Here is an 18,546-nt window from a genome sequence, read left to right as displayed (position 1 = left end):
CCGATGCGTGTTCGGACCACTTCACACCGCGTGTGTGTCGCCGCGGCAGCACTCGTCCTGCTCCCACTGCTGGCGGCACCCGCGTACGCCCAGGCCGACCCCGCTCCGGCTGTCGTGAACGGTGACTCCCCGTACCTCCAGGGCGTCGAACACGACAGTGACCGCTTGGTGACGGCGAACGTGTACTCCGCTGCGATGGACCGGGTCATCCCCGTCGAGGTCATCACCCCCGCCGACACCAGCGCACCCCGCCCCACCCTGTACCTGCTCAACGGCGCGGGGGGCGGCGAGGACTCCGCGACCTGGCAGCGTCGCACCGACATCATGAACTTCTTCGCGGACAAGAACGTGAACGTCGTCACCCCGGTCGGCGGCGCGTTCAGCTACTACACCGATTGGGAGAAGGACGACCCCACACTCGGGCGCAACAAGTGGCAGACGTTCCTCACCCAGGAACTCCCACCGATCATCGACGACACCTTCGGCACGACCGGGGTCAACTCCATCGCGGGCATCTCCATGGCGGGCACGTCCGTGCTGAACCTGGCGATCGCCGCACCCAACCTCTACCGCAGCGTCGGCGCCTACAGCGGCTGCGCCGAAACCTCGACCGAAGCCGGCCAGGCCTACGTCCGCACCGTCGTCGAATCCCGCGGCGATGCCGACGCCACCAACATGTGGGGACCCTTCGACGGACCCGGCTGGGTCGCGAACGACCCCGTCGTCAACGCCGAGAACCTCCGCGGGCTCCAGCTGTTCGTCTCCGCGTCCTCGGGCCTGCCCGGCGACCACGACACCCTCGACTCCCCTGGCATCGACGGTAGGCCGAACGTGCTGGCCAATCAGGTGATCGTCGGCGGCCTCATCGAAGCCGCCGTCAACCAGTGCACGATGCACCTGCAGACCCGTCTGAACGAACTGCAGATCCCCGCAACCTTCGACTTCCGTCCCGCGGGCACCCACTCCTGGGGCTACTGGCAGGACGATCTGCACGAGTCGTGGCCGATGCTGGCGGCGTCGATCGGGGCCTGACGTCCGCCGCCGGGACGTCCCCGCTCATCTTCGAGCCGGAGGACGTCGACGGCGTCTCACGACTGATCCCACGCTTCGACCACAATCCATTCGCCCGCCGGCATCGCGACGACAGCGGACAGATCGACCGCCGAGTCGTTCGTGAGCCCGGGTCGTGCGGACAGCCGATCCGCACCGGCGAGAAGGACTTCGGCGGGGACCGCATAGACGCTCGGGTATCCGCCACCGCGCAGCTGCTTTGATGGGGCGGGCTCGCCGCCCACGGGGTCGATCCAGTCGAGCCCACCGAGTCCCGCGGTCCAGGACGCGACGCGGTCACCGTCGAGGTCCGGCGAGATGTACGAGGACCAGGAACCCTCACGGTGTGCGTCCAGCCGCGGATCATCAGGCCCGAGGACCGGTTCGTTCGGCCTGATGATGGTGATGTTCCAACCCAGCATGGTCGCCAGTCTGTCACCTGCGGCACCGACGTCCGTCGCTTCGCGGACACCGGTCCGTCCGGCCCGGGTCGGCTCCATTCGGCACGCAGGGTGCCCACCTGCACGCGGATCCGCACGTCCCGGGTATCAATGAGCCATGGCTACCGACGCACACGATCCGTACCTGTGGCTCGAGGACGTCACCGGTGACACCGCCCTCGACTGGGTACGCGCACGCAACGCCCGCACCGTCGCCGAGTACGCGGAGTCGACCGAGTTCGCGGACCTGCGCGAGCGCATCCGCGCGGTCCTCGACACCGACGCCCGCATCCCGTACGTCCGCCGTCGCGGCGCCTACCTGTACAACTTCTGGCGCGACGCCGAGCACGTACGCGGCCTGTGGCGACGGACGACGATGGACTCGTACCGCACCGACTCCCCCGAGTGGGAACTGCTGGTCGACATGGACGCCGTCGCCCGCGACGAGGACGAGAACTGGGTGTGGTCCAGCGCGCAGGTTCTGCGCACCGAGGACGACGCGGATCAGACACGCGCCCTGATCAGCCTGTCCCGCGGCGGAGCCGACGCCGTCGTGGTCCGCGAGTTCGATCTCACCCGAGGAGAATTCGTCGCACCCGAGGATGGTGGGTTCTACCTCCCCGAGGCCAAGTCGGACATCGGCTGGGTGGACGTCGACACCGTCTACGTGGGTACCGACACCGGCCCCGGATCGCTCACCGACTCCGGGTACCCGCGTACCGCCGCACGTTGGGAGCGCGGCACCGACCTCCGTGACGCCGCACCGGTTTTCGAGGGCGAGCACACGGATGTCGCGGCGTCGGTGTGGTACGACCGCACCCCCGGATTCGAGCGGTCCTTCGCCGATCGCGCCGTCGACTTCTACACGTCCGTCAGGTACGAGATCACCCGCGACGGCGGGTTGACGCTGATCGATGCCCCCGGCGACGCCCGCGTCTCCGCGCACCGCGAGTGGTTGCTGATCCGGACGCGGTCGCCGTGGACCGTCGGCGACACGACGCATCCTGCCGGCGCACTGCTCGCGGCCCGCTACGACGACTTCCTCGGCGGCTCCCGCGACATGACGGTACTGTTCGCACCGGACGCGCACACGTCGCTCGAACAGTACGTGTGGACCCGCAATCACCTTCTGCTGGTGACGCTTTCGGACGTCCAGACCCGCTTGCGTGTGCTCACGCCAGGCCCCGGCGGCTGGGTCGAGTCCGCGATCGACGGTGTCTCCGAACTGACGTCGACGGACGTGATCGACGTCGACGCGGTCGCATCGGACGAGTTCTTCCTCAACTCCAGTGGCTACCTCACGCCGTCCACCCTCCTGCACGGCTACGTCGGCGAACCCGTCGAAGCGCTCAAGCAGGCCCCGTCGTTCTTCGACGCGTCGGCACTGTCCGTCTCGCAACACTTCGCGACGTCGGACGACGGCACGTCCGTCCCCTACTTCGTGGTGCGGCGTGACGACCACACGGGTCGCTCCGCGGGCTCCGCTCCAGCGGCACCGGGACCGGGACCGACGCTGCTGTACGGCTACGGCGGCTTCGAGAACTCGATGCTCCCTGCGTACAGCGGTGGACTGGGCCGGGGCTGGCTCGAACGCGGCGGCACCTACGTTGTCGCGAACATCCGCGGCGGCGGCGAGTACGGCCCGCAGTGGCACACCCAGGCGCTGAAAGCGGGCAGGCACCGGGCGTTCGAGGATTTCGCTGCGGTCGCAGGCGACCTCGTCGCGCGCGGCATCACCACCGCCGCGCAGCTCGGCGCGCAGGGCGGCAGCAACGGCGGGTTGCTGATGGGCGTCATGTTGACGCGTTACCCGGAACTGTTCGGCGCCATCGTCTGCCAGGTACCGCTACTCGACATGCGCCGCTACCACCTGCTGCTCGCGGGTGCGTCGTGGATGGCGGAGTACGGCGACCCCGACGACCCCGAGCAGTGGGAGTTCATCTCGAAGTACTCGCCCTACCAGAACGTCGACCCGGACCGGGCGTACCCGCCGGTCCTGATGACCACCTCCACGCGTGACGACCGGGTGCATCCCGGGCACGCCCGCAAGATGACCGCACTCCTCGAGGAGCAGGGCCACGAGGTGCACTACTACGAGAACATCGAGGGCGGGCACGGCGGCGCCGCCGACAACGCGCAACTCGCGTTCAAGTCGGCGCTGGCGTACGAGTTCCTCTGGCGCACCCTGAGCTGACGGCGGGCGGATCAGCCGAGCATCACGACGCGCTGCAGCGCCCGCAGGTCGGCTTCGATCCGGCGGAACAACTGGTACACGATGATGAAACCCACGATGCCGCCGAGGCACAGCACACGGACCGTCACCTCGACGTGCCCGACGCCGTCGGTACCAGCGAAGGTGAGACCCGCGACACCCACCAACGGAACCGACGCCGCGACTGCGAGGTAGCGGGTGCTGCGCACCCCGAGCACGCGCAGGTCGCGGCCGTCGTCGCTGTGGATCTCCCCGTGCGACAACAGGACCGGATACAGGCTGCGGACGGCGTAGAACGTGAGAATGAAGTAGGGATAGGCGACGGCCACCGCTCCGCACACCGAAAGGGACGCGATCAGGTGTGTGAAGGTCACCGCCGGTATCCCGCCCGCCACGATCTGCAGGCTGATCGGATAGACGATGCCCGCGACCAGCCACATCGCGAACGCGACGGCCACCGAGCGGTGGCCGAGGTCGAGCGTGGCCCTCCGCGCGTCACCCAGGGTCTGCGCGTCGACCGCACCACCCGACTGGACCTGTCGCGGCACCGTGATCGCCAATCGGCACCACCACAGGATCAACACCGCCGCCAGCGGGAACGCCACCAGCCCGATCACCAGGTGCACCTGTTCGAGACTGTTCTGCGCAGACTGGGAAAGGGATCCGACGATCGTCTCCCGGTTGTAGTAGTAGTTGTATCCGGTCGCCAGCAGATTCGGAATGCCGATCGCCGCGAGCATGATCGGTACCGTCCATCGCACCGCCGCGGACCGCGTGCTTCCGGGGCGTGGATCGACGAGGTCACGGGCGCGGGCGTCGAGGCACAGCGCGAACTGCCGTGCCAACTTGCGTCCGGTCGACCAGCGTCGGCGCGGCTCCGGCTCCAGCGCCGTCAATAGCACCCTGCGCAAGGTCGGCGGGCACCCGTCCGGCAGCGCCGCGGCCACCGCCGCCACACCCGCCCGGCGACGTTCGAGCGCCGCGGCCGGGGTGTCGTCGTCGGGGAACGGACGCGCACCCGTCAACAACTCCCACATCATCACGCCGAGCGAGTAGATGTCGCTGCGCGTGTCGATCCGGGCGTCCGCGGCGGCGCCCGACGTCGCACCCGCGGACACGGCCAACTGTTCCGGCGACATGTAGGCGAGCGACCCGGCGACCACCCCCGTCGATCCGGGCACCGCGACAGCGTCGCCGGAGCTGACGTTGAAGTCGGCGAGCTTCGGAATCCCCTCCGCGGTCAGGAGCACGTTGGCAGGCTTCACGTCACGGTGCAGAATCCCCTGACTGCGAGCATGCTCGAGCGCCTCCGCGAGCCGGAGCCCGATCCAGGCGACCGTCTCCGGCCACGACAGCGCCGCCAGCTCGTCACGCACACTGGACTCCCCCGGGCCGGTGACGCCCTTCCGCGACAACTCCCGGTCGATCGAATCCAGCACCAACTGCCCGGACCGACGCTCGGGCGGCGTGGCACGCACCAACCGGACGAGATCGAGCAGGGTGCCGCCGGGCACGTACTCCATGAACAGTGCCCGCAGTCGGCGATCCTCGAGCACCCGCTGGTCGTACACCCGCACGATGTACGGGTGGTCGAGCTGCGCGAGGGTCTGCGGCTCCGCCCCGACATTGCGGGACAACTTGAGCGCCACCCACCTCTGCATCGCGGTCTGCCGTGCCAGGAACACCCGGGCGAACGCGCCGTGCCCGAGCTCGGCGACGAGGTCGAAGTCGTCGAGCCGCTCACCGACCCGCAGGTCCGCACCGTCCGGCAGCGCAGACGGGGCCGCCTCACCCGACCGTGGATCGTGCTCGAGCAGCCACACGAACCGTTCCGCCTGCTCCGGGAACTCCGCGACGTAGTCGTCGGCGTGGACGTCCTCGCCCGCGAGCCGCCTGACCCGGTACTCCTCGTAGACCAGCTCTGGTGGAATCGGGCCGGCGAGCAGTTCCGGGAAGTCGAGACAGTAGTCGGCGATCCGTTTCGGCCTGCGCACCCGGATCCACCGGTAGGCGAGATCGACCATCACCAGTTCGATCAGCGCGGCACGCCGGATCGCATCCGTGTCCGGCAGGAAGTCCCGCAGATCGGCCGGGGGCCGGTCGCCCTCCTCCCATTCGGACACCAGCCTCGCGACCCCGGTGTCGACGACGACACCCGCGCTGGGTCCACCGGACCGGGTCGTCGCATCCGATCCGGATCCCCCGGGACCCAGCAGCGCGGCCAACCCGACCGCCGTGGGCGGGCCGCCCGCGACGGTCGCGTCGTCGGGAGGATCGGGATTCCGGGGGAGGTCAGATTCCGGCGGCATGTGGCGTCACGTCATTCCCGGTCCCGCAGCCACGCCACGACGCGATCGACCGTGCTCTCGTAGTCGCGGATCCATCCGTTGTGCCCGAGCGGTTCGTCCTGGTGCCAGGTCGTCACCTCCGCCTTCGGGAACTTGCGCACCATGTGCCGGATCGCGGACTTCGGGGCGAGGTCGTCGGCCTGAACCGAGATCGACAGGACGGGCAGCGTCAACTCCCCGATCGCCTTCTCGTAGTCGATGTCGGCGCCTGCCGGCTCGATCGAGCCCGTCCGCGCGAACCGCGACCAATCCGAGATCAGCACCTTCGACTGCCTGCCGAACCCGCCGACGTCGAGGCGGTCGCCGGGCCAGAACCCCGCGACGTTGGCGGTCACCGACATCGCCGCGGACCCGACCAGCAGGCCCGCGCCGCGCACGACACCGTGCCCGCGGTGGTACGGCGACCCCGACGCCACCAGGATCACGCCGCCGAGCGCGCCGTGGACACGCGCGGCGTACATGACGCCGATCTGACCGCCCATGCTGTGCCCGAGCAGGTACGGCGTGCTCTCGTCGAACCGTTCCCGAACCACCTCGAAGACGGCCGGATAGTCCACCGACGCCAACTCCTGATAGCCGTAGGCACTGTCCGGCCCCGGCCGAGGCCTGCTGTCACCCTGGCCGCGCAGTTCCCCGATCGCGGCGTTGTACCCGCGCTCGACCAGCGCCTGCGCGAACAGGTCGTAGTAGCCCCCGGGCACTCCGAGACCCGGAAAGATCACCACGACCGGCGCTGTGGCGCGGCCCTCGAACAGTCGGACCGGCACCACGGTCCCGTCCGCCATCTGAATCGGAATCGTCTCCACAGTTCAATACTCTCTCCAGAACACCGCGCCCGATAGTGTTCGGACATGGCACTCTCAGACCCGTTGCTGCTGCCCGCAGGCACCGAGTTCACGCCGGACGATCTGATCTTCTACGCCGATCGCGACAATCGCAGCCTCGACGAGGCGTTGGCCGGTGCCGAGGTGCTCGTCAGCTGCCCCCACTCGGGGGCGCTCATTCCCTCAGAACTGGCACCGTTTCTCGCCCCCGAGTTCACCCGGCGGCTGCAATTCGACTTCACCGACTGCTCCACCGGTCCGATCGTGAGGCGGTGGGCGGAGATCGACCCCCGGATCGTGTATGTCGAGAACCCGCATCCGCGGATGGTCCGGGACCCCCACCGCGCCAGGCCGACCGACCTGTGCGCGGACCTGACGGAGGCGTTCGCCCGGGTCCGGGCGGCGGGCCCGTACCAGCGCGTCGACCTCACCGGGGTGGATGCGATTCGACCGGTGACGTTTTCGTTCTTCCCGCTGCTCCGCGAACCCGACGGCGAGGACGGCATCCGGCAGCTCGCCGACACCTTCGCCGACGTGGCCGCGCGCGGCCTCGAGGTGTACGAGCGCACCCGCGACGAATTGATCCGTCGGATGGTCGATCTCGCATTCGAGAAGGCGCGCGCAGGGGGAAGGCGGGTGGAGTTCACCACGCTGTCCTTCCACGACACCATGAACACCACGACGACCCGTGACGGTGCGGTGAACGTCGAACGCGCACCGGCCGATCGGCTGCCCGCCGTGGTCGCCCTGTCCAATCGCGGTGACCACGAAGGCAATCCGCGTGGGGAGAACCCGGTCACGATGGCACCGGCGGATCTCCGAGCGCTGGCGGACGCGCATCGCGCCGGTTTCGCGGTCGACGACGCGGCGGCGGTGGCGTTGAACCAGCCGTACCTGGGCAGCCAGGAGATCATCTCGGCGGGTGCACACTTCACCGAACTGGCCTCACGGGCGGCTGCGGCGGGCGTCGCACTCGCCGCGGTGCAGGCCGAGTTCCGGCGCGAGTTCCTGCTCGGACCGACCCTCACCGCGGAACTGCACGAGCCCGGGGTGGGATGGCCGAACGCCGATCCCGACCACGTCGACGAGGTCGCCCGGGCGTGCAAGGCCAGCTGGGACTCCTACCGCAACCGCTGACCCGGCCCCGGCTCAGCCGAGAATCACGCCGAGCACCGAGCCCGCCGCGATGGTGGTGGCCGCCAGCACCAGCGTCGGGACGAAGAACGAATGATCGACGAGTTTGGTACCGAGCTTGGTGCTGCCCGACTCGTCGAAGTTCGCGGCCGCGATCTGTGATCCGTTGGTGGGCAGCAGATAGATTCCGGCGAACGCACCCGCCCACATGCCGCTGATCAGTCCGGGTGCCAGTCCCGCGGTCAGACCGATCGGCACGATGGTCCGGGTCGCCGTCGACTGGCTGGTGGTGAGCACACAGACGAGGAACACGCCGAGCGCGAAGATCCACGGCGCGGCCTCGACCAGGTCCCCGATCGTGCTGGTGATCAGTTCGAGGTGCGCGCTGATGAACGTGTCGGTGAGCCACGCCAGACCGAACAGGGCGATCGCGGAGACCATGCCCGCCTTGAACACCGACATGGTCGGTACATCCGCGACCGAGGGCTTGCTCACCAGCAGGATCAGGGTGCCGACCACGAACATGACCATCTCGATGATCGGTGTCATGCCCAGCGGGCTGCCGTCGGCCGCGTCCGGTCGAATCCCCTTGAACAGGCCGAAGACCACGATGGCGAGTACACCGGCGAGGAAGATCAGGGCCGCGTTGCGTCCCTGCGTCGTGGACTTCAGTTCCACCCTGCTCGCGCCGCCGGACGGCGCGGACAGTTCACCGGCCGCGATCTTCGCCTGGATCTCGGGGTCCTCGGCGATGGACTTGCCGAGCCGGTTCACCACGAAGGAGGTGAGCACGATGCCGATGATCGCCGCCGGGAGCGTGATCTTGATGATGTCGATCAGTTCGAAGTTGTACGGCTCCACGTCGGTCAGGGTGACCATCGCCGCCATCGCCGCAGAGACCGGGCTGCACGCCAGCGCGACACCCGTCGCGACCACCGACAGCGACAGGGGACGCGACGGCCGGATCCCGTTGCTGTAGGACGCGTCGTAGATGACCGGCAGCAGCGGATACAGGATGTTCGAGGTACCCGCGCCGACCGAGAACAGGAACGACACCAGCGGTGCGATGAGGGTGATCTGCTTGGGTCGCTTGGAAATGACGTTCGCCGCGATCGACACCATCCAGTCGATGCCGCCCGCCGCCTGCATCATCGACGACGCCAGCACCACCGACAGGACGATCAGCAGGGCGTCAACGGGTGGGGTGCCGACGTTCTCACCGAAGACGAAGACGAGCACCGCGACGCCTGCACCGCCCTAGAGACCGAGCGCGACACCGCTCGACCGGGTGCCCATCACGATGGCGCCGAGCACCACGATCAGCTCGAGCGTGATCACCAGTGCGTCCACACGCATCCACCCCGTCCGTCGACGGGTCCACGGCCGGACCCGGCTCGTCCGGGATGTTACGCACGGCCGGCCACCCCGCCGGGGAACCGCGCCGTGGCCGGCGCTCGGTTCGGACGCCGCGTCAGTAGCTGAACGTGGTGGCGCACCCGTCACCGATCCAGCGCCACATCGGGATCGTTCCGCCGATCTCCGCGTTCGACACCAGAGGCATCGGCCCCATCTTCAGGTGCCGACACCTGCCGGACTCCCGGCCAATCCGTGGTCGATCGCGGCGAGCGACGCCTGGATGCGGTTGCTGACGCCGAGCTTCGTGTAGACGTGCTCCACGTGGTTGCGCACCGTCTTCTCGGAGATGACCAGTTCAGCGGCGATGTCACGGTTCGAACTGCCCTGCGCGACCATCCGCAGCACCTGCACCTCGCGGTCGGTGAGCCCGGCCGGCCACGGAGTGCGGCGCGGCCCGCGATGCCCGGCAGCGGCGAGGACGGCCTCGACGGACTCGGGATCGAGTCGGCCCGACCGGGCGTCCCGCCGCAGCGACTCCGCCGCCTCGGATGCCGTGTGCGCGGGACGGGAAGGTCGCGGTTCGATCAGCCGCCGGTACGCGTCCGCCGCGGCGAGCACCCGCGCGGAGGGACCGAGATCGGTCGCGGTGGTGCCGCGCGGAAAGCCGCTGCCGTCGAGCCGCTCCCGATGCTCGGACGCGACCGCGACGACGTCCTCGAGGCCGGTGACCCGGCTGAGTATCCGTCCGGTCAGGTACGGGTACAGCCGCACCCGCTCCCACTCGGCAGGCGTCAACGGCCCGGTCTTGTCCCAGATCCGGTTCGAGACGCCCATCCTCCCCAGGCCGTGCACCAGTCCGGCCCGGTACAGGAGACGCTGCTCCGACTCGGACATCCCCCGACTGCGAGCGGCGCCTCGGGCCAGGTCCGCCACCGCGCGGGAATGGCCGAGCAGGTGCGGGCACTTGAAGTCGACGAACTCCCCCATCGCGCCGAGGAGGGTGTCGAGTTCGTCCGGGGTCAGGCGGCGGTCCCGGTCGGGCGCGAGGTCCACGGCAGCGGACCAGACGTCGTCGTCGAGCAGGCCGTCGGTGATCTCGGCTGCGTCGGCGACGAACGCGTCGACCACCTGTGGGCAGAACTGCCGTCCGCGCCGCGCGGCGACGACCTCGACTGCGCGCCCGACCCCCGCCGTCCGCAGGTGTACCTCGGCCACGTCGGCGACCGCGATCACCCGGGACGCCACGGGGATCGCCTCACCGGCGGCGCCCGCGGGCAGTCCGCGTCCGTCCCACCGCTCGAACGTGTACGCGAGGACGTCCACGACACCGTCACCGAGACCTGCGCGGGCGGCGAGCGCCTGCGCCGACGTGCAGTGCGAGGTGATCAGTCGGGTGACCCGGGACCGCGCCGTCCACCCCACCGTCACCGCGTTCAGTCCGCGCGCCCACGTCCCTCGGTCCTCACCGGCGTGACGCAGGATCAGCCGGAGCATCGGCCAGCCGACCATCTCGATCCCGTACGTGTCGGCGCGGAACGCGATGTCGTCACCGACGAGCGCGGCCAGTTCGTGGGAGTCCGCGTGGCACCCGATCCAGCCGACGAGGGTGCCGTAGTAGACCGCGGCCCGGTCGGACTCGGGAACGCCGACCCGCTCGGCGAGCCGGGACGCGATCAGGGACGACCGCAGCATGTGCTCCATCGGCTGCCCGAGACCGAGGTCGATGGCCAGCGACAGCGCCGCCAGCACTTCCGCCCGCCTCGGCCCACCCGCGGCATCGAACGCCGCATTCGCGCGCACGAGACGATTGTCCCCCACCCGCCTACCGCACACAGCACGACGGCGCCGACCCCGCGCGAAGCGGGATCGGCGCCGTCGTGGTCGCCTAGGTCAGGGGGCCGGGTGTCACAGGCCGATCGTGCGGGCGATCCACGGCCACGACTTGTGGAGATCGTCCTGCCAGTAGCCCCACGAGTGGGTGCCGTTCGGACGGAAGTCGAACGTCGACGGGATGTTCAGCGCGTTCAGACGCTTGAACAGGTTGTTGGTGCACAGCAGGGTGGCACCTTCGATGGCACCGCCGAGCAGGACCTGGTTCGCGAGAGCCGCATTGCTCCCCGTCTTCGCGAGGGTGTCATGGGCACCCGGCAGACCGTTTCCGCTGGACATGTAGATCTCGGTGCCGCGCAGCTTCTCGGCGTTGACGACCGGGTCGTTCTCGACCCACCCTGCACCGCTGGTCGGGCCCCACATGTTCTCGGTGTCGCCGCCGCCACGGGACTCGACGACCAACTTGATGTATGCCTGGCCCGCGGGGGTGCTGGTCTCGGCGCAACCGCTGTAGCCTGCGACGCTCTTGTACAGGCCCGGTGCCTGAATCGCGAGGTTGAGGACGCTGGTTCCGGTCATGGAGATCGCGGCGAGCGAGTTGACGCCGTTGCCCTTGAACGCTCCGTCGATGATCGGAGGAAGTTCCTGGGTCAGGAAAGTCGTCCACTTGTTGCGGCCGAGCTCCGGATCGTCCTTGAGCCAGTCGGTGTAGTAGCTGAACGCGCCACCGATCGGGGTGACGACGTTGACCCTCTTGTCGGAGAAGAACGACGCCATGTCGGTGCGACGCTGCCAGGTCGCGGAGTCCTCGCCGCCGCCTGCGCCGTTGAGCAGGTACAGCGTCGGGCGCGGAGCGCTCATGTCGGCGGGCATCTGGATCTTGACCGGGATGGTCTTGTCCATCGACACCGAGTGCACGTAGGCGGTGACCTGACGGCCGGTGCCGTCGACACGCTCCAGCGACGACCCGTTCGGGGAGACCGCACTCGGAGCGGCGTTCGAGACGCCGCCCACGCCGAGCAGCGGCAGAACGGTCAGTGCGGCGGTTACGGCCGCAATGCGACCGAACCTGCGGCCGGGTCCACGGAACTTGGGCATCTTCCCACCTTGTGATCTGTCGGGCGCTGCGGTCTGTCGGGCGCTCTGTATGCGTGTGAACTGGCTTTGCTCGGAGGGCGCACCCATTCAGCAGTGCGACCCCACCGTTACCTGTGGGGTCGCGACGATCGAGTGCGCGCTCAACAGTGTGTCCGAGTCCGCGCCCGTTGTCCAAAGTTTCGTCGAAGTTGTGGACGAATGTCCTACATCACTCGACCCTCTGGATGTGCGGGCTGCGGTCCCGGCGCGGCACGAGGCCGACCCACCCGAAGGTGAGCCGGCCTCGCGTGGAACCGGGTGGGACCGTCAGGCCCCGGGAGGAAACGGACTCAGAAGTCCATGCCGCCCATGCCGCCGGTCGGGTCGCCCATGGGAGCAGCGGCCTTCTCCGGCTTGTCGGCGACGACAGCCTCGGTGGTCAGGAACAGGGCCGCGATGGACGCCGCGTTCTGCAGCGCCGAGCGGGTGACCTTGACCGGGTCGTTGATGCCCGCGACGAGCAGGTCCTCGTACACGTTGGTCGCGGCGTTCAGGCCGTGGCCGGTGGGGAGGTTGCGGACCTTCTCCGCGACGACGCCCGGCTCGAGGCCGGCGTTGAACGCGATCTGCTTGAGCGGAGCCTCGAGGGCGACGCGAACGATGTTCGCACCGGTGGCCTCGTCACCGTCGAGCTTCAGGTCGTCCAGGACCGGAGCGGCCTGCAGCAGGGCCACGCCACCGCCGGCGACGATGCCCTCTTCGACGGCAGCCTTCGCGTTGCGGACGGCGTCCTCGATGCGGTGCTTGCGCTCCTTGAGCTCGACCTCGGTCGCAGCGCCGGCCTTGATGACGGCGACGCCGCCGGCCAGCTTCGCGAGGCGCTCCTGCAGCTTCTCGCGGTCGTAGTCCGAATCCGACGCCTCGATCTCGGCGCGGATCTGGTTGACGCGACCGGCGATGGCGTCGGCGTCGCCTGCACCCTCGACGATGGTGGTCTCGTCCTTGCTGACGACGACCTTGCGGGCGCGACCCAGCAGCTCGATGCCTGCGGTCTCCAGGGAGAGGCCGACCTCTTCGCTGACGACCTCGCCACCGGTGAGGATGGCGATGTCGGCGAGCTGCGCCTTGCGGCGGTCACCGAAGCCCGGAGCCTTGACGGCGACGGACTTGAAGGTGCCACGGATCTTGTTGACGACCAGGGTCGACAGGGCCTCGCCCTCGACGTCCTCGGCGATGATCAGCAACGGCTTGCCAGCCTGGATGACCTTCTCGAGCAGCGGCAGCAGGTCCTTGACCGTGGAGATCTTGGAGCTGACGAGCAGGATGTACGGATCCTCGAGGACCGCTTCCTGACGCTCGGCGTCGGTCGCGAAGTACAGCGAGATGTAGCCCTTGTCGAAGCGCATACCCTCGGTGAGCTCGAGCTGCAGGCCGAAGGAGTTGGACTCCTCGACGGTGATGACGCCTTCCTTGCCGACCTTGTCCATGGCCTCGGCGATGAGCTCGCCGATGGACGCGTCGCCTGCCGAGATACCGGCGGTGGCAGCGATCTGCTCCTTGGTCTCGACCTCCTTGGCGGTGTCGAGCAGCTTGGCGGTGACGGCCTCGACGGCCTTCTCGATGCCGCGCTTCAGACCCAGCGGGTTGGCGCCGGCAGCGACGTTACGCAGACCCTCACGGACGAGCGCCTGAGCGAGGACGGTGGCGGTGGTGGTGCCGTCGCCAGCGACGTCGTCGGTCTTCTTGGCGACCTCCTTGACCAGCTCGGCGCCGATCTTCTCGTAGGGGTCCTCGAGCTCGATCTCCTTGGCGATGGACACGCCGTCGTTGGTGATCGTGGGGGCGCCCCACTTCTTCTCGAGCACGACGTTGCGACCCTTGGGTCCCAGCGTCACCTTGACGGCGTCGGCGAGGCTGTTCAGGCCACGCTCGAGGCCGCGGCGGGCCTCTTCGTCGAACGCGATGATCTTGGCCATTGCGAAGTGATCCTCCGGATTGGGGGTGACACGCAAGGCGACCGCTCGTCGGGTCGCCTCAGTTGTTCGCGGGGTGACCGCACGCGGTTTCCCCGTTCACATGGCCAGGCTCGGTGCCCGCGACGGACGACCGGGGGTGTCGATGGATCCCGGTCTCACCGTCCCGACCTGGCACTCACGCGTCGTGAGTGCCAAGTGCATTTTTAGCACTCACCGGGGGTGAGTGCAAGGTATCGGCGGTCCGCCGCGGGCACCTGTGTGTCAGAAAATCAGCGGCGGATCAGCGGATCAGGCACACGGCACCGGTGTTCAGGTTGACCGCGAAGGACAGCGGACCGACGCAGTTGACGCCGCCCGACTCGGCCGTCGCACCCGAACCCCAGCCGGCCAGGGCCAACGTGGTGTTGCCGTTGTCGGTGCTCGCCTTCGCGATCCCGCCACCGATCGCGAAGGCGTTCGCCTGACCCGCGGCCTTCGACGTGCTCAGCGCGATACCGAAGCCGGTGGCGAACGTGTTCGCGGTGCCGCCCTGCGCGACGCTCACCGCGGTGCCGCTGTCCATCGCGCCCGCGTTCGCGGCACCACCGACCGTGGCGGTCGCGCCGCAACTCGCATCACCGATGACGTGGATGTCGTTCGGCGACGGCGGCGAGACGCAGTCCACGCGGGCGGCGGACGCGACACCCGTCCCCGCGACGGCGAGCCCGCCGACGACCGCGAGTCCCGCCGCGATCGACGCGCCGGTGCGCACGAGGCGGTGGGAATGGAAGGACAGGGAACGGGAACGGAACACGGTGCGCACGAAACTCCTCGGGACAGAGTGAACGACAGGACAGTGAACGACGGTGCCGTCGACCGTACCCAATGAAGCGCCGCCGGACCGCACGCTTTCCCCGACCTCTCAGTCGGCTGCACCCGGCTCGCCGCCCAGGGCGTCCAGCAACGCGGGCAGGTCCGCAACGGAGTCGACGACATGGTCGGGCGTGCCCGAGGCCGACTCGACCGCGGCCTGCCGAAACTTGCCGGTCCGCACCAGAACCCCCGTGAATCCGACGTACTGTGCGGCGAGCACGTCGTTCGCGACGTCGTCGCCGATCATGACCGCGTGCTCGGGGTCGATCCCGACGAGCGCGGCCGCCATGATGAACCCCGTCGGCGCGGGCTTGCCGATCACCGTCACTCGCCCGCCACCCGCCGCCTCCAACCCGGGGAGATAGGCACCGGTGTCGATCTTGACCCCGTCCTCGGTCGCCCATGACAACCCGCCCTGCATCGCGACGACGGGCACGCCCTGCTGCATCAGGCCGACGACGCGACTGAGGGTGTCGTGATCGAACTCGGGTCCCGCTCCACCCAGCACGACGACATCGGGATTCACGTCGTCGAGGCGGACGCCGGGCAGGTCCTCGGTGACGTCGCCGTGGTTCACGAGCAGACACCGGGCATCGGGATACGTCGAACGCAGGTACTCCGCCGTGAGCCCGGCGGCCGTCACGATCTCGTCGGGTGTGACGTCCATACCGGCTGCACACAGGGACGCGGCGATCTCGGATCGGGTGCGCGAGGTGGTGTTGGTGAGGAAGGCCAGCGGGTGGGCTCGCCGACGGACCGCATCCAGCGCAGCGGCCGCACCGGGGATCGCCTGCCACGACGTGACAAGCACCCCGTCTATGTCGAACAGCACGCCGACGGTCACAGCACCAGTATGCGCGGGATCGGTCACAGCCATCAGGAACGGACGGGCGTCGGCGGCGCCATCAACGGAAGTGGCCCCGCACCAGGTCGTCGGCTTCCCGCTGGGTCAGCAGTCGTTCCAGTCGCTCACTGGGCCACGTCTCACGACGCCGCCAGGTTCGTGCGCTCGGCAGCATCGGAACGGCGTCGGTGTGCGGCGTGGAACGGAGTGCGGCAGGAAATTTCACGATGAGCTCCGGGTGTGGGTGCCGACCCTTGGGTCGACCACTGTGTGACTACCCTGTTCATCGCCCGACGCGCACCCCCCATTACACCCTCGCCGACCTCTCTTGACGTACGGCCGCGTCCAGGAAAACATGTGTAACCGTCAGTAGCGCTTACCCTCATGAATCGGAGCACCCTGTGACGAACACCCTCGAAGCGAGCATCGAGATCGACGCCACCCCCGAGGCGGTGTGGAAGGTCGTGTCCGACCTCGAGCGCATGGGCAAGTGGAGCCCCCAGTGCAAGGTGATGAAGGTGCTCGGCGGCCCTGTCCGACACGGCAGCCGGACCGTCAACGTCAACAAGAAGGGCCTGCTCGTGTGGCCCACGACGTCCAAGGTCATCCGCTTCGAGCCGAGCCGGGCCATCGCGTGGCGCGTTGCGGAGAACCACACCGTCTGGACCTACGAGCTCACCGCGACCGACACCGGCACCCGGGTGACCGAGCGCCGCGAGGCCCCCACGGGCACCACGAAGGTCTCGTCGTTCCTCGTCGACAAGTTCATGGGTGGCACCGCAGGCTTCGAGGTCGACATGATCGCGGGCATGAACACCACCCTGGCGCGCATCAAGAGCGAGACCGAGTCGGCCACCGCCTCGGCTCGCTGAGGGCGGGGGCGGCGGGACGACGGGACGGCGGAGCGGGACAGGCCCGACGTGGCCTAACCTTGCAGTGCCCGTGAACGGCTCCACCGTGCGCGGACCCCACCGTCACCGAACCAGATGAGGAACCCGTGGCCCGCCGCCCCACCCCCATCGGCACTCCGCAGCCGACCGGTCTCGCACACGTCGTCGACCTGGTCAAGACGACGATCCCGCCATTGCATCCGGCCGGGCTGCCGTTCGTTCTCGCCCCACTCGGCGTCGCCGTGCTCGGCAGACGCCGCCGCTGGGTCCGCAACACCGCACTCCTCGCGTCCGGCGCCTGCGCCGCCTTCTTCCGGCATCCGCACCGCGTTCCGCCGAACCGCGCGAACGTGGCGGTCTCCCCCGCTGACGGCGAGGTCGCGCTCGTCGACACGGCGGTACCGCCCGCCGAGCTGAACATGGGCGATCAGCCGGTGCCGCGGGTGAGCATCTTCCTTTCGGTCCTCGACGTGCACGTCCAGCGCAGCCCCGTCGCGGGTGAGGTCCTGCAGGTCGTCCACAAGTCGGGCGAGTTCCTGTCCGCGGATCTCGCCGAGGCGAGCGAGGCCAACGAGCGCAATTCGATGCTGCTGCGGACGGACAACGGTCACGAGGTCGCGGTCGTGCAGATCGCGGGCCTGATCGCGCGGCGCATCGTCTGCGACGCGACGGTCGGTGACCGGTTGCCGATCGGCGACACCTACGGACTGATCCGGTTCGGCTCCCGCGTCGACACCTACTTCCCCGTCGGCAGCACCCTCCTGGTCGAGCGGGGGCAGCGGGCCGTCGGCGCCGAAACCGTCCTCGCACAGCTCCCGTGAGTCCGCGTGAGGTGGTGACCAGCAGGCCCCGACGCGTCGCGTCGAGCGGCCTGCTTCTCCTGCCGAGCACCCTGACCATCCTCGCTCTGTGCAGCGGCCTGTCCGCGGTGAAGTTCGCACTCGGCGGCGAACTGGGTGTCGCGCTCGCGATGATCGGCGCCGCCGCGGTCCTCGACTCCCTCGACGGCCGGATCGCGCGACTGCTGGACGCGACGAGCAAGATCGGCGCCGAACTGGACTCACTGGCGGACGCGATCTCGTTCGGCGTCGCGCCCGCGCTGGTGCTGTACGTGACGCTGCTCGACGGCAGCAACGCCGGCTGGATCGTGGCGCTGGTGTACGCGGTGAGCATCGTGCTGCGGCTTGCGCGGTTCAACACGCTCCTCGACGACGACACCGCGCCGTCCTACACGAGCGAGTTCTTCGTGGGCGTTCCTGCTCCTGCAGGCGCGCTGATCGCGCTGACGCCGCTCGCCGCGTTCGTGCAATGGGGCGACGGCTGGTGGTCGTCGTTCTGGGTGGTCACCGCCTGGACCGTGCTGTCGGCGGGGCTGATCGTCAGCCGGATCCCGACGCTCGCCATGAAGTCGTTCTCGGTGCCGCGCCGGATGGCGGCCGCGCTGCTGGTCGGCGTCGCCCTGGCCGGTGCCGCACTGATCACGTACCCGTTCATCCTGCTGATCGTGCTGGTGTTCGCGTACCTCGCGCACATTCCGTTCGCGGTCCGGTCGAAGCGCTGGGTAGCGGCCCGGCCCGAGGTGTGGGACGTCAAGCCCTCCGAGCGTCGGGCGATCCGTCGGGTGACCACGGGCGACCGGCGGTCGTACTCGCGACTCGGCCTGCGTCAGCCGCGGCCGCGGTAACCGGGTGACTTCGAGTCGGGCGCGCCGTC

15 protein-coding genes and 1 pseudogene are annotated in these 18,546 nt (G+C 69.1%); 6 read left to right on the top strand and 10 right to left on the bottom strand.

Features of this window, described 5'->3' with window-relative positions:
* The first annotated feature begins 3 nt into the window (after positions 1 to 3).
* Positions 4 to 1,032: an alpha/beta hydrolase gene (locus tag RHCRD62_RS15045; protein ID WP_050065525.1), complete on the top strand. Its 1,029-nt coding sequence runs from the start codon at positions 4 to 6 to the stop codon at positions 1,030 to 1,032.
* 56 nt (positions 1,033 to 1,088) lie between these two features.
* On the opposite strand, the gene RHCRD62_RS15040 is transcribed toward RHCRD62_RS15045, so the two are convergent.
* On the bottom strand, positions 1,089 to 1,472 hold the full coding sequence (locus tag RHCRD62_RS15040) for a hypothetical protein (RefSeq protein ID WP_157050941.1): 384 nt from the start codon (positions 1,470 to 1,472) through the stop codon (positions 1,089 to 1,091).
* Positions 1,473 to 1,608: 136 nt separating this feature from the next.
* Between RHCRD62_RS15040 and RHCRD62_RS15035 the strand changes: the two genes are divergently transcribed.
* Positions 1,609 to 3,684 (top strand): prolyl oligopeptidase family serine peptidase, encoded by a 2,076-nt coding sequence (locus RHCRD62_RS15035; protein ID WP_050065523.1) that lies wholly within the window; start codon positions 1,609 to 1,611, stop codon positions 3,682 to 3,684.
* An 11-nt stretch (positions 3,685 to 3,695) separates the two neighbouring features.
* Here RHCRD62_RS15035 and RHCRD62_RS15030 read toward each other — a convergent pair whose 3' ends face one another.
* Together RHCRD62_RS15030 and RHCRD62_RS15025 are read right to left on the bottom strand one after the other, a co-directional pair.
* The gene (locus RHCRD62_RS15030) at positions 3,696 to 6,011 is read right to left on the bottom strand and encodes a serine/threonine-protein kinase (RefSeq protein ID WP_050065522.1); all 2,316 of its coding nucleotides are present in this window, start codon (positions 6,009 to 6,011) and stop codon (positions 3,696 to 3,698) included.
* 11 nt (positions 6,012 to 6,022) lie between these two features.
* Entirely contained in the window at positions 6,023 to 6,856 is an 834-nt protein-coding gene (locus RHCRD62_RS15025; RefSeq protein ID WP_050065521.1) for an alpha/beta hydrolase family protein, read from the bottom strand.
* 45 nt (positions 6,857 to 6,901) lie between these two features.
* Between RHCRD62_RS15025 and RHCRD62_RS15020 the strand changes: the two genes are divergently transcribed.
* Positions 6,902 to 8,011, top strand: coding sequence for an N-formylglutamate amidohydrolase (locus RHCRD62_RS15020; protein ID WP_050065520.1), 1,110 nt, complete (start codon positions 6,902 to 6,904; stop codon positions 8,009 to 8,011).
* 12 nt (positions 8,012 to 8,023) lie between these two features.
* Here the strand turns inward: RHCRD62_RS15020 and RHCRD62_RS15015 are convergent.
* From RHCRD62_RS15015 to RHCRD62_RS25900, 7 genes and pseudogenes are all read right to left on the bottom strand, one after another.
* Positions 8,024 to 9,253: pseudogene (locus RHCRD62_RS15015) on the bottom strand (anaerobic C4-dicarboxylate transporter family protein); the annotation flags it as partial.
* Between the two features lie 327 nt (positions 9,254 to 9,580).
* Positions 9,581 to 11,065, bottom strand: a complete 1,485-nt coding sequence (locus RHCRD62_RS15010) for an HD domain-containing phosphohydrolase (RefSeq protein WP_253277349.1) — start codon at positions 11,063 to 11,065, stop codon at positions 9,581 to 9,583.
* 204 nt (positions 11,066 to 11,269) lie between these two features.
* Positions 11,270 to 12,292 carry an alpha/beta hydrolase gene (locus RHCRD62_RS15005; protein WP_050065519.1) on the bottom strand — a complete coding sequence of 341 codons (1,023 nt, stop codon included), beginning with the start codon at positions 12,290 to 12,292 and terminating at the stop codon, positions 11,270 to 11,272.
* Positions 12,293 to 12,621: 329 nt separating this feature from the next.
* Positions 12,622 to 14,247, bottom strand: coding sequence for a chaperonin GroEL (gene groL / locus RHCRD62_RS15000; RefSeq protein ID WP_050065518.1), 1,626 nt, complete (start codon positions 14,245 to 14,247; stop codon positions 12,622 to 12,624).
* A gap of 280 nt (positions 14,248 to 14,527) precedes the next feature.
* Positions 14,528 to 15,049: a DUF6764 family protein gene (locus tag RHCRD62_RS14995; protein ID WP_050065517.1), complete on the bottom strand. Its 522-nt coding sequence runs from the start codon at positions 15,047 to 15,049 to the stop codon at positions 14,528 to 14,530.
* Between the two features lie 99 nt (positions 15,050 to 15,148).
* Positions 15,149 to 15,943, bottom strand: coding sequence for an HAD-IIA family hydrolase (locus RHCRD62_RS14990; RefSeq protein ID WP_253277327.1), 795 nt, complete (start codon positions 15,941 to 15,943; stop codon positions 15,149 to 15,151).
* A gap of 61 nt (positions 15,944 to 16,004) precedes the next feature.
* Positions 16,005 to 16,169, bottom strand: coding sequence for a hypothetical protein (locus RHCRD62_RS25900; RefSeq protein WP_157050940.1), 165 nt, complete (start codon positions 16,167 to 16,169; stop codon positions 16,005 to 16,007).
* Positions 16,170 to 16,344: 175 nt separating this feature from the next.
* On the opposite strand from RHCRD62_RS25900, the gene RHCRD62_RS14985 reads away from it, so the two are divergent.
* The 3 genes from RHCRD62_RS14985 to RHCRD62_RS14975 all read left to right on the top strand — a co-directional run bounded on the left by RHCRD62_RS14985 (position 16,345) and on the right by RHCRD62_RS14975 (position 18,517).
* Complete coding sequence (locus RHCRD62_RS14985) at positions 16,345 to 16,815, top strand: SRPBCC family protein (RefSeq protein ID WP_050065515.1); 471 nt, start codon at positions 16,345 to 16,347, stop codon at positions 16,813 to 16,815.
* Positions 16,816 to 16,940: 125 nt separating this feature from the next.
* Complete coding sequence (locus RHCRD62_RS14980; protein ID WP_050065514.1) at positions 16,941 to 17,654, top strand: phosphatidylserine decarboxylase; 714 nt, start codon at positions 16,941 to 16,943, stop codon at positions 17,652 to 17,654.
* Positions 17,655 to 17,665: 11 nt separating this feature from the next.
* Positions 17,666 to 18,517: a CDP-alcohol phosphatidyltransferase family protein gene (locus RHCRD62_RS14975; RefSeq protein ID WP_050065832.1), complete on the top strand. Its 852-nt coding sequence runs from the start codon at positions 17,666 to 17,668 to the stop codon at positions 18,515 to 18,517.
* Positions 18,518 to 18,546 lie beyond the last annotated feature (29 nt).

Source organism: Rhodococcus sp. RD6.2, from assembly GCF_001040705.1.
GTDB lineage: Bacteria > Actinomycetota > Actinomycetes > Mycobacteriales > Mycobacteriaceae > Rhodococcus_G.
The sequence above is the reverse complement of the archived record's forward strand: the minus strand, read 5'-3'. Positions and strand labels throughout refer to the sequence as shown.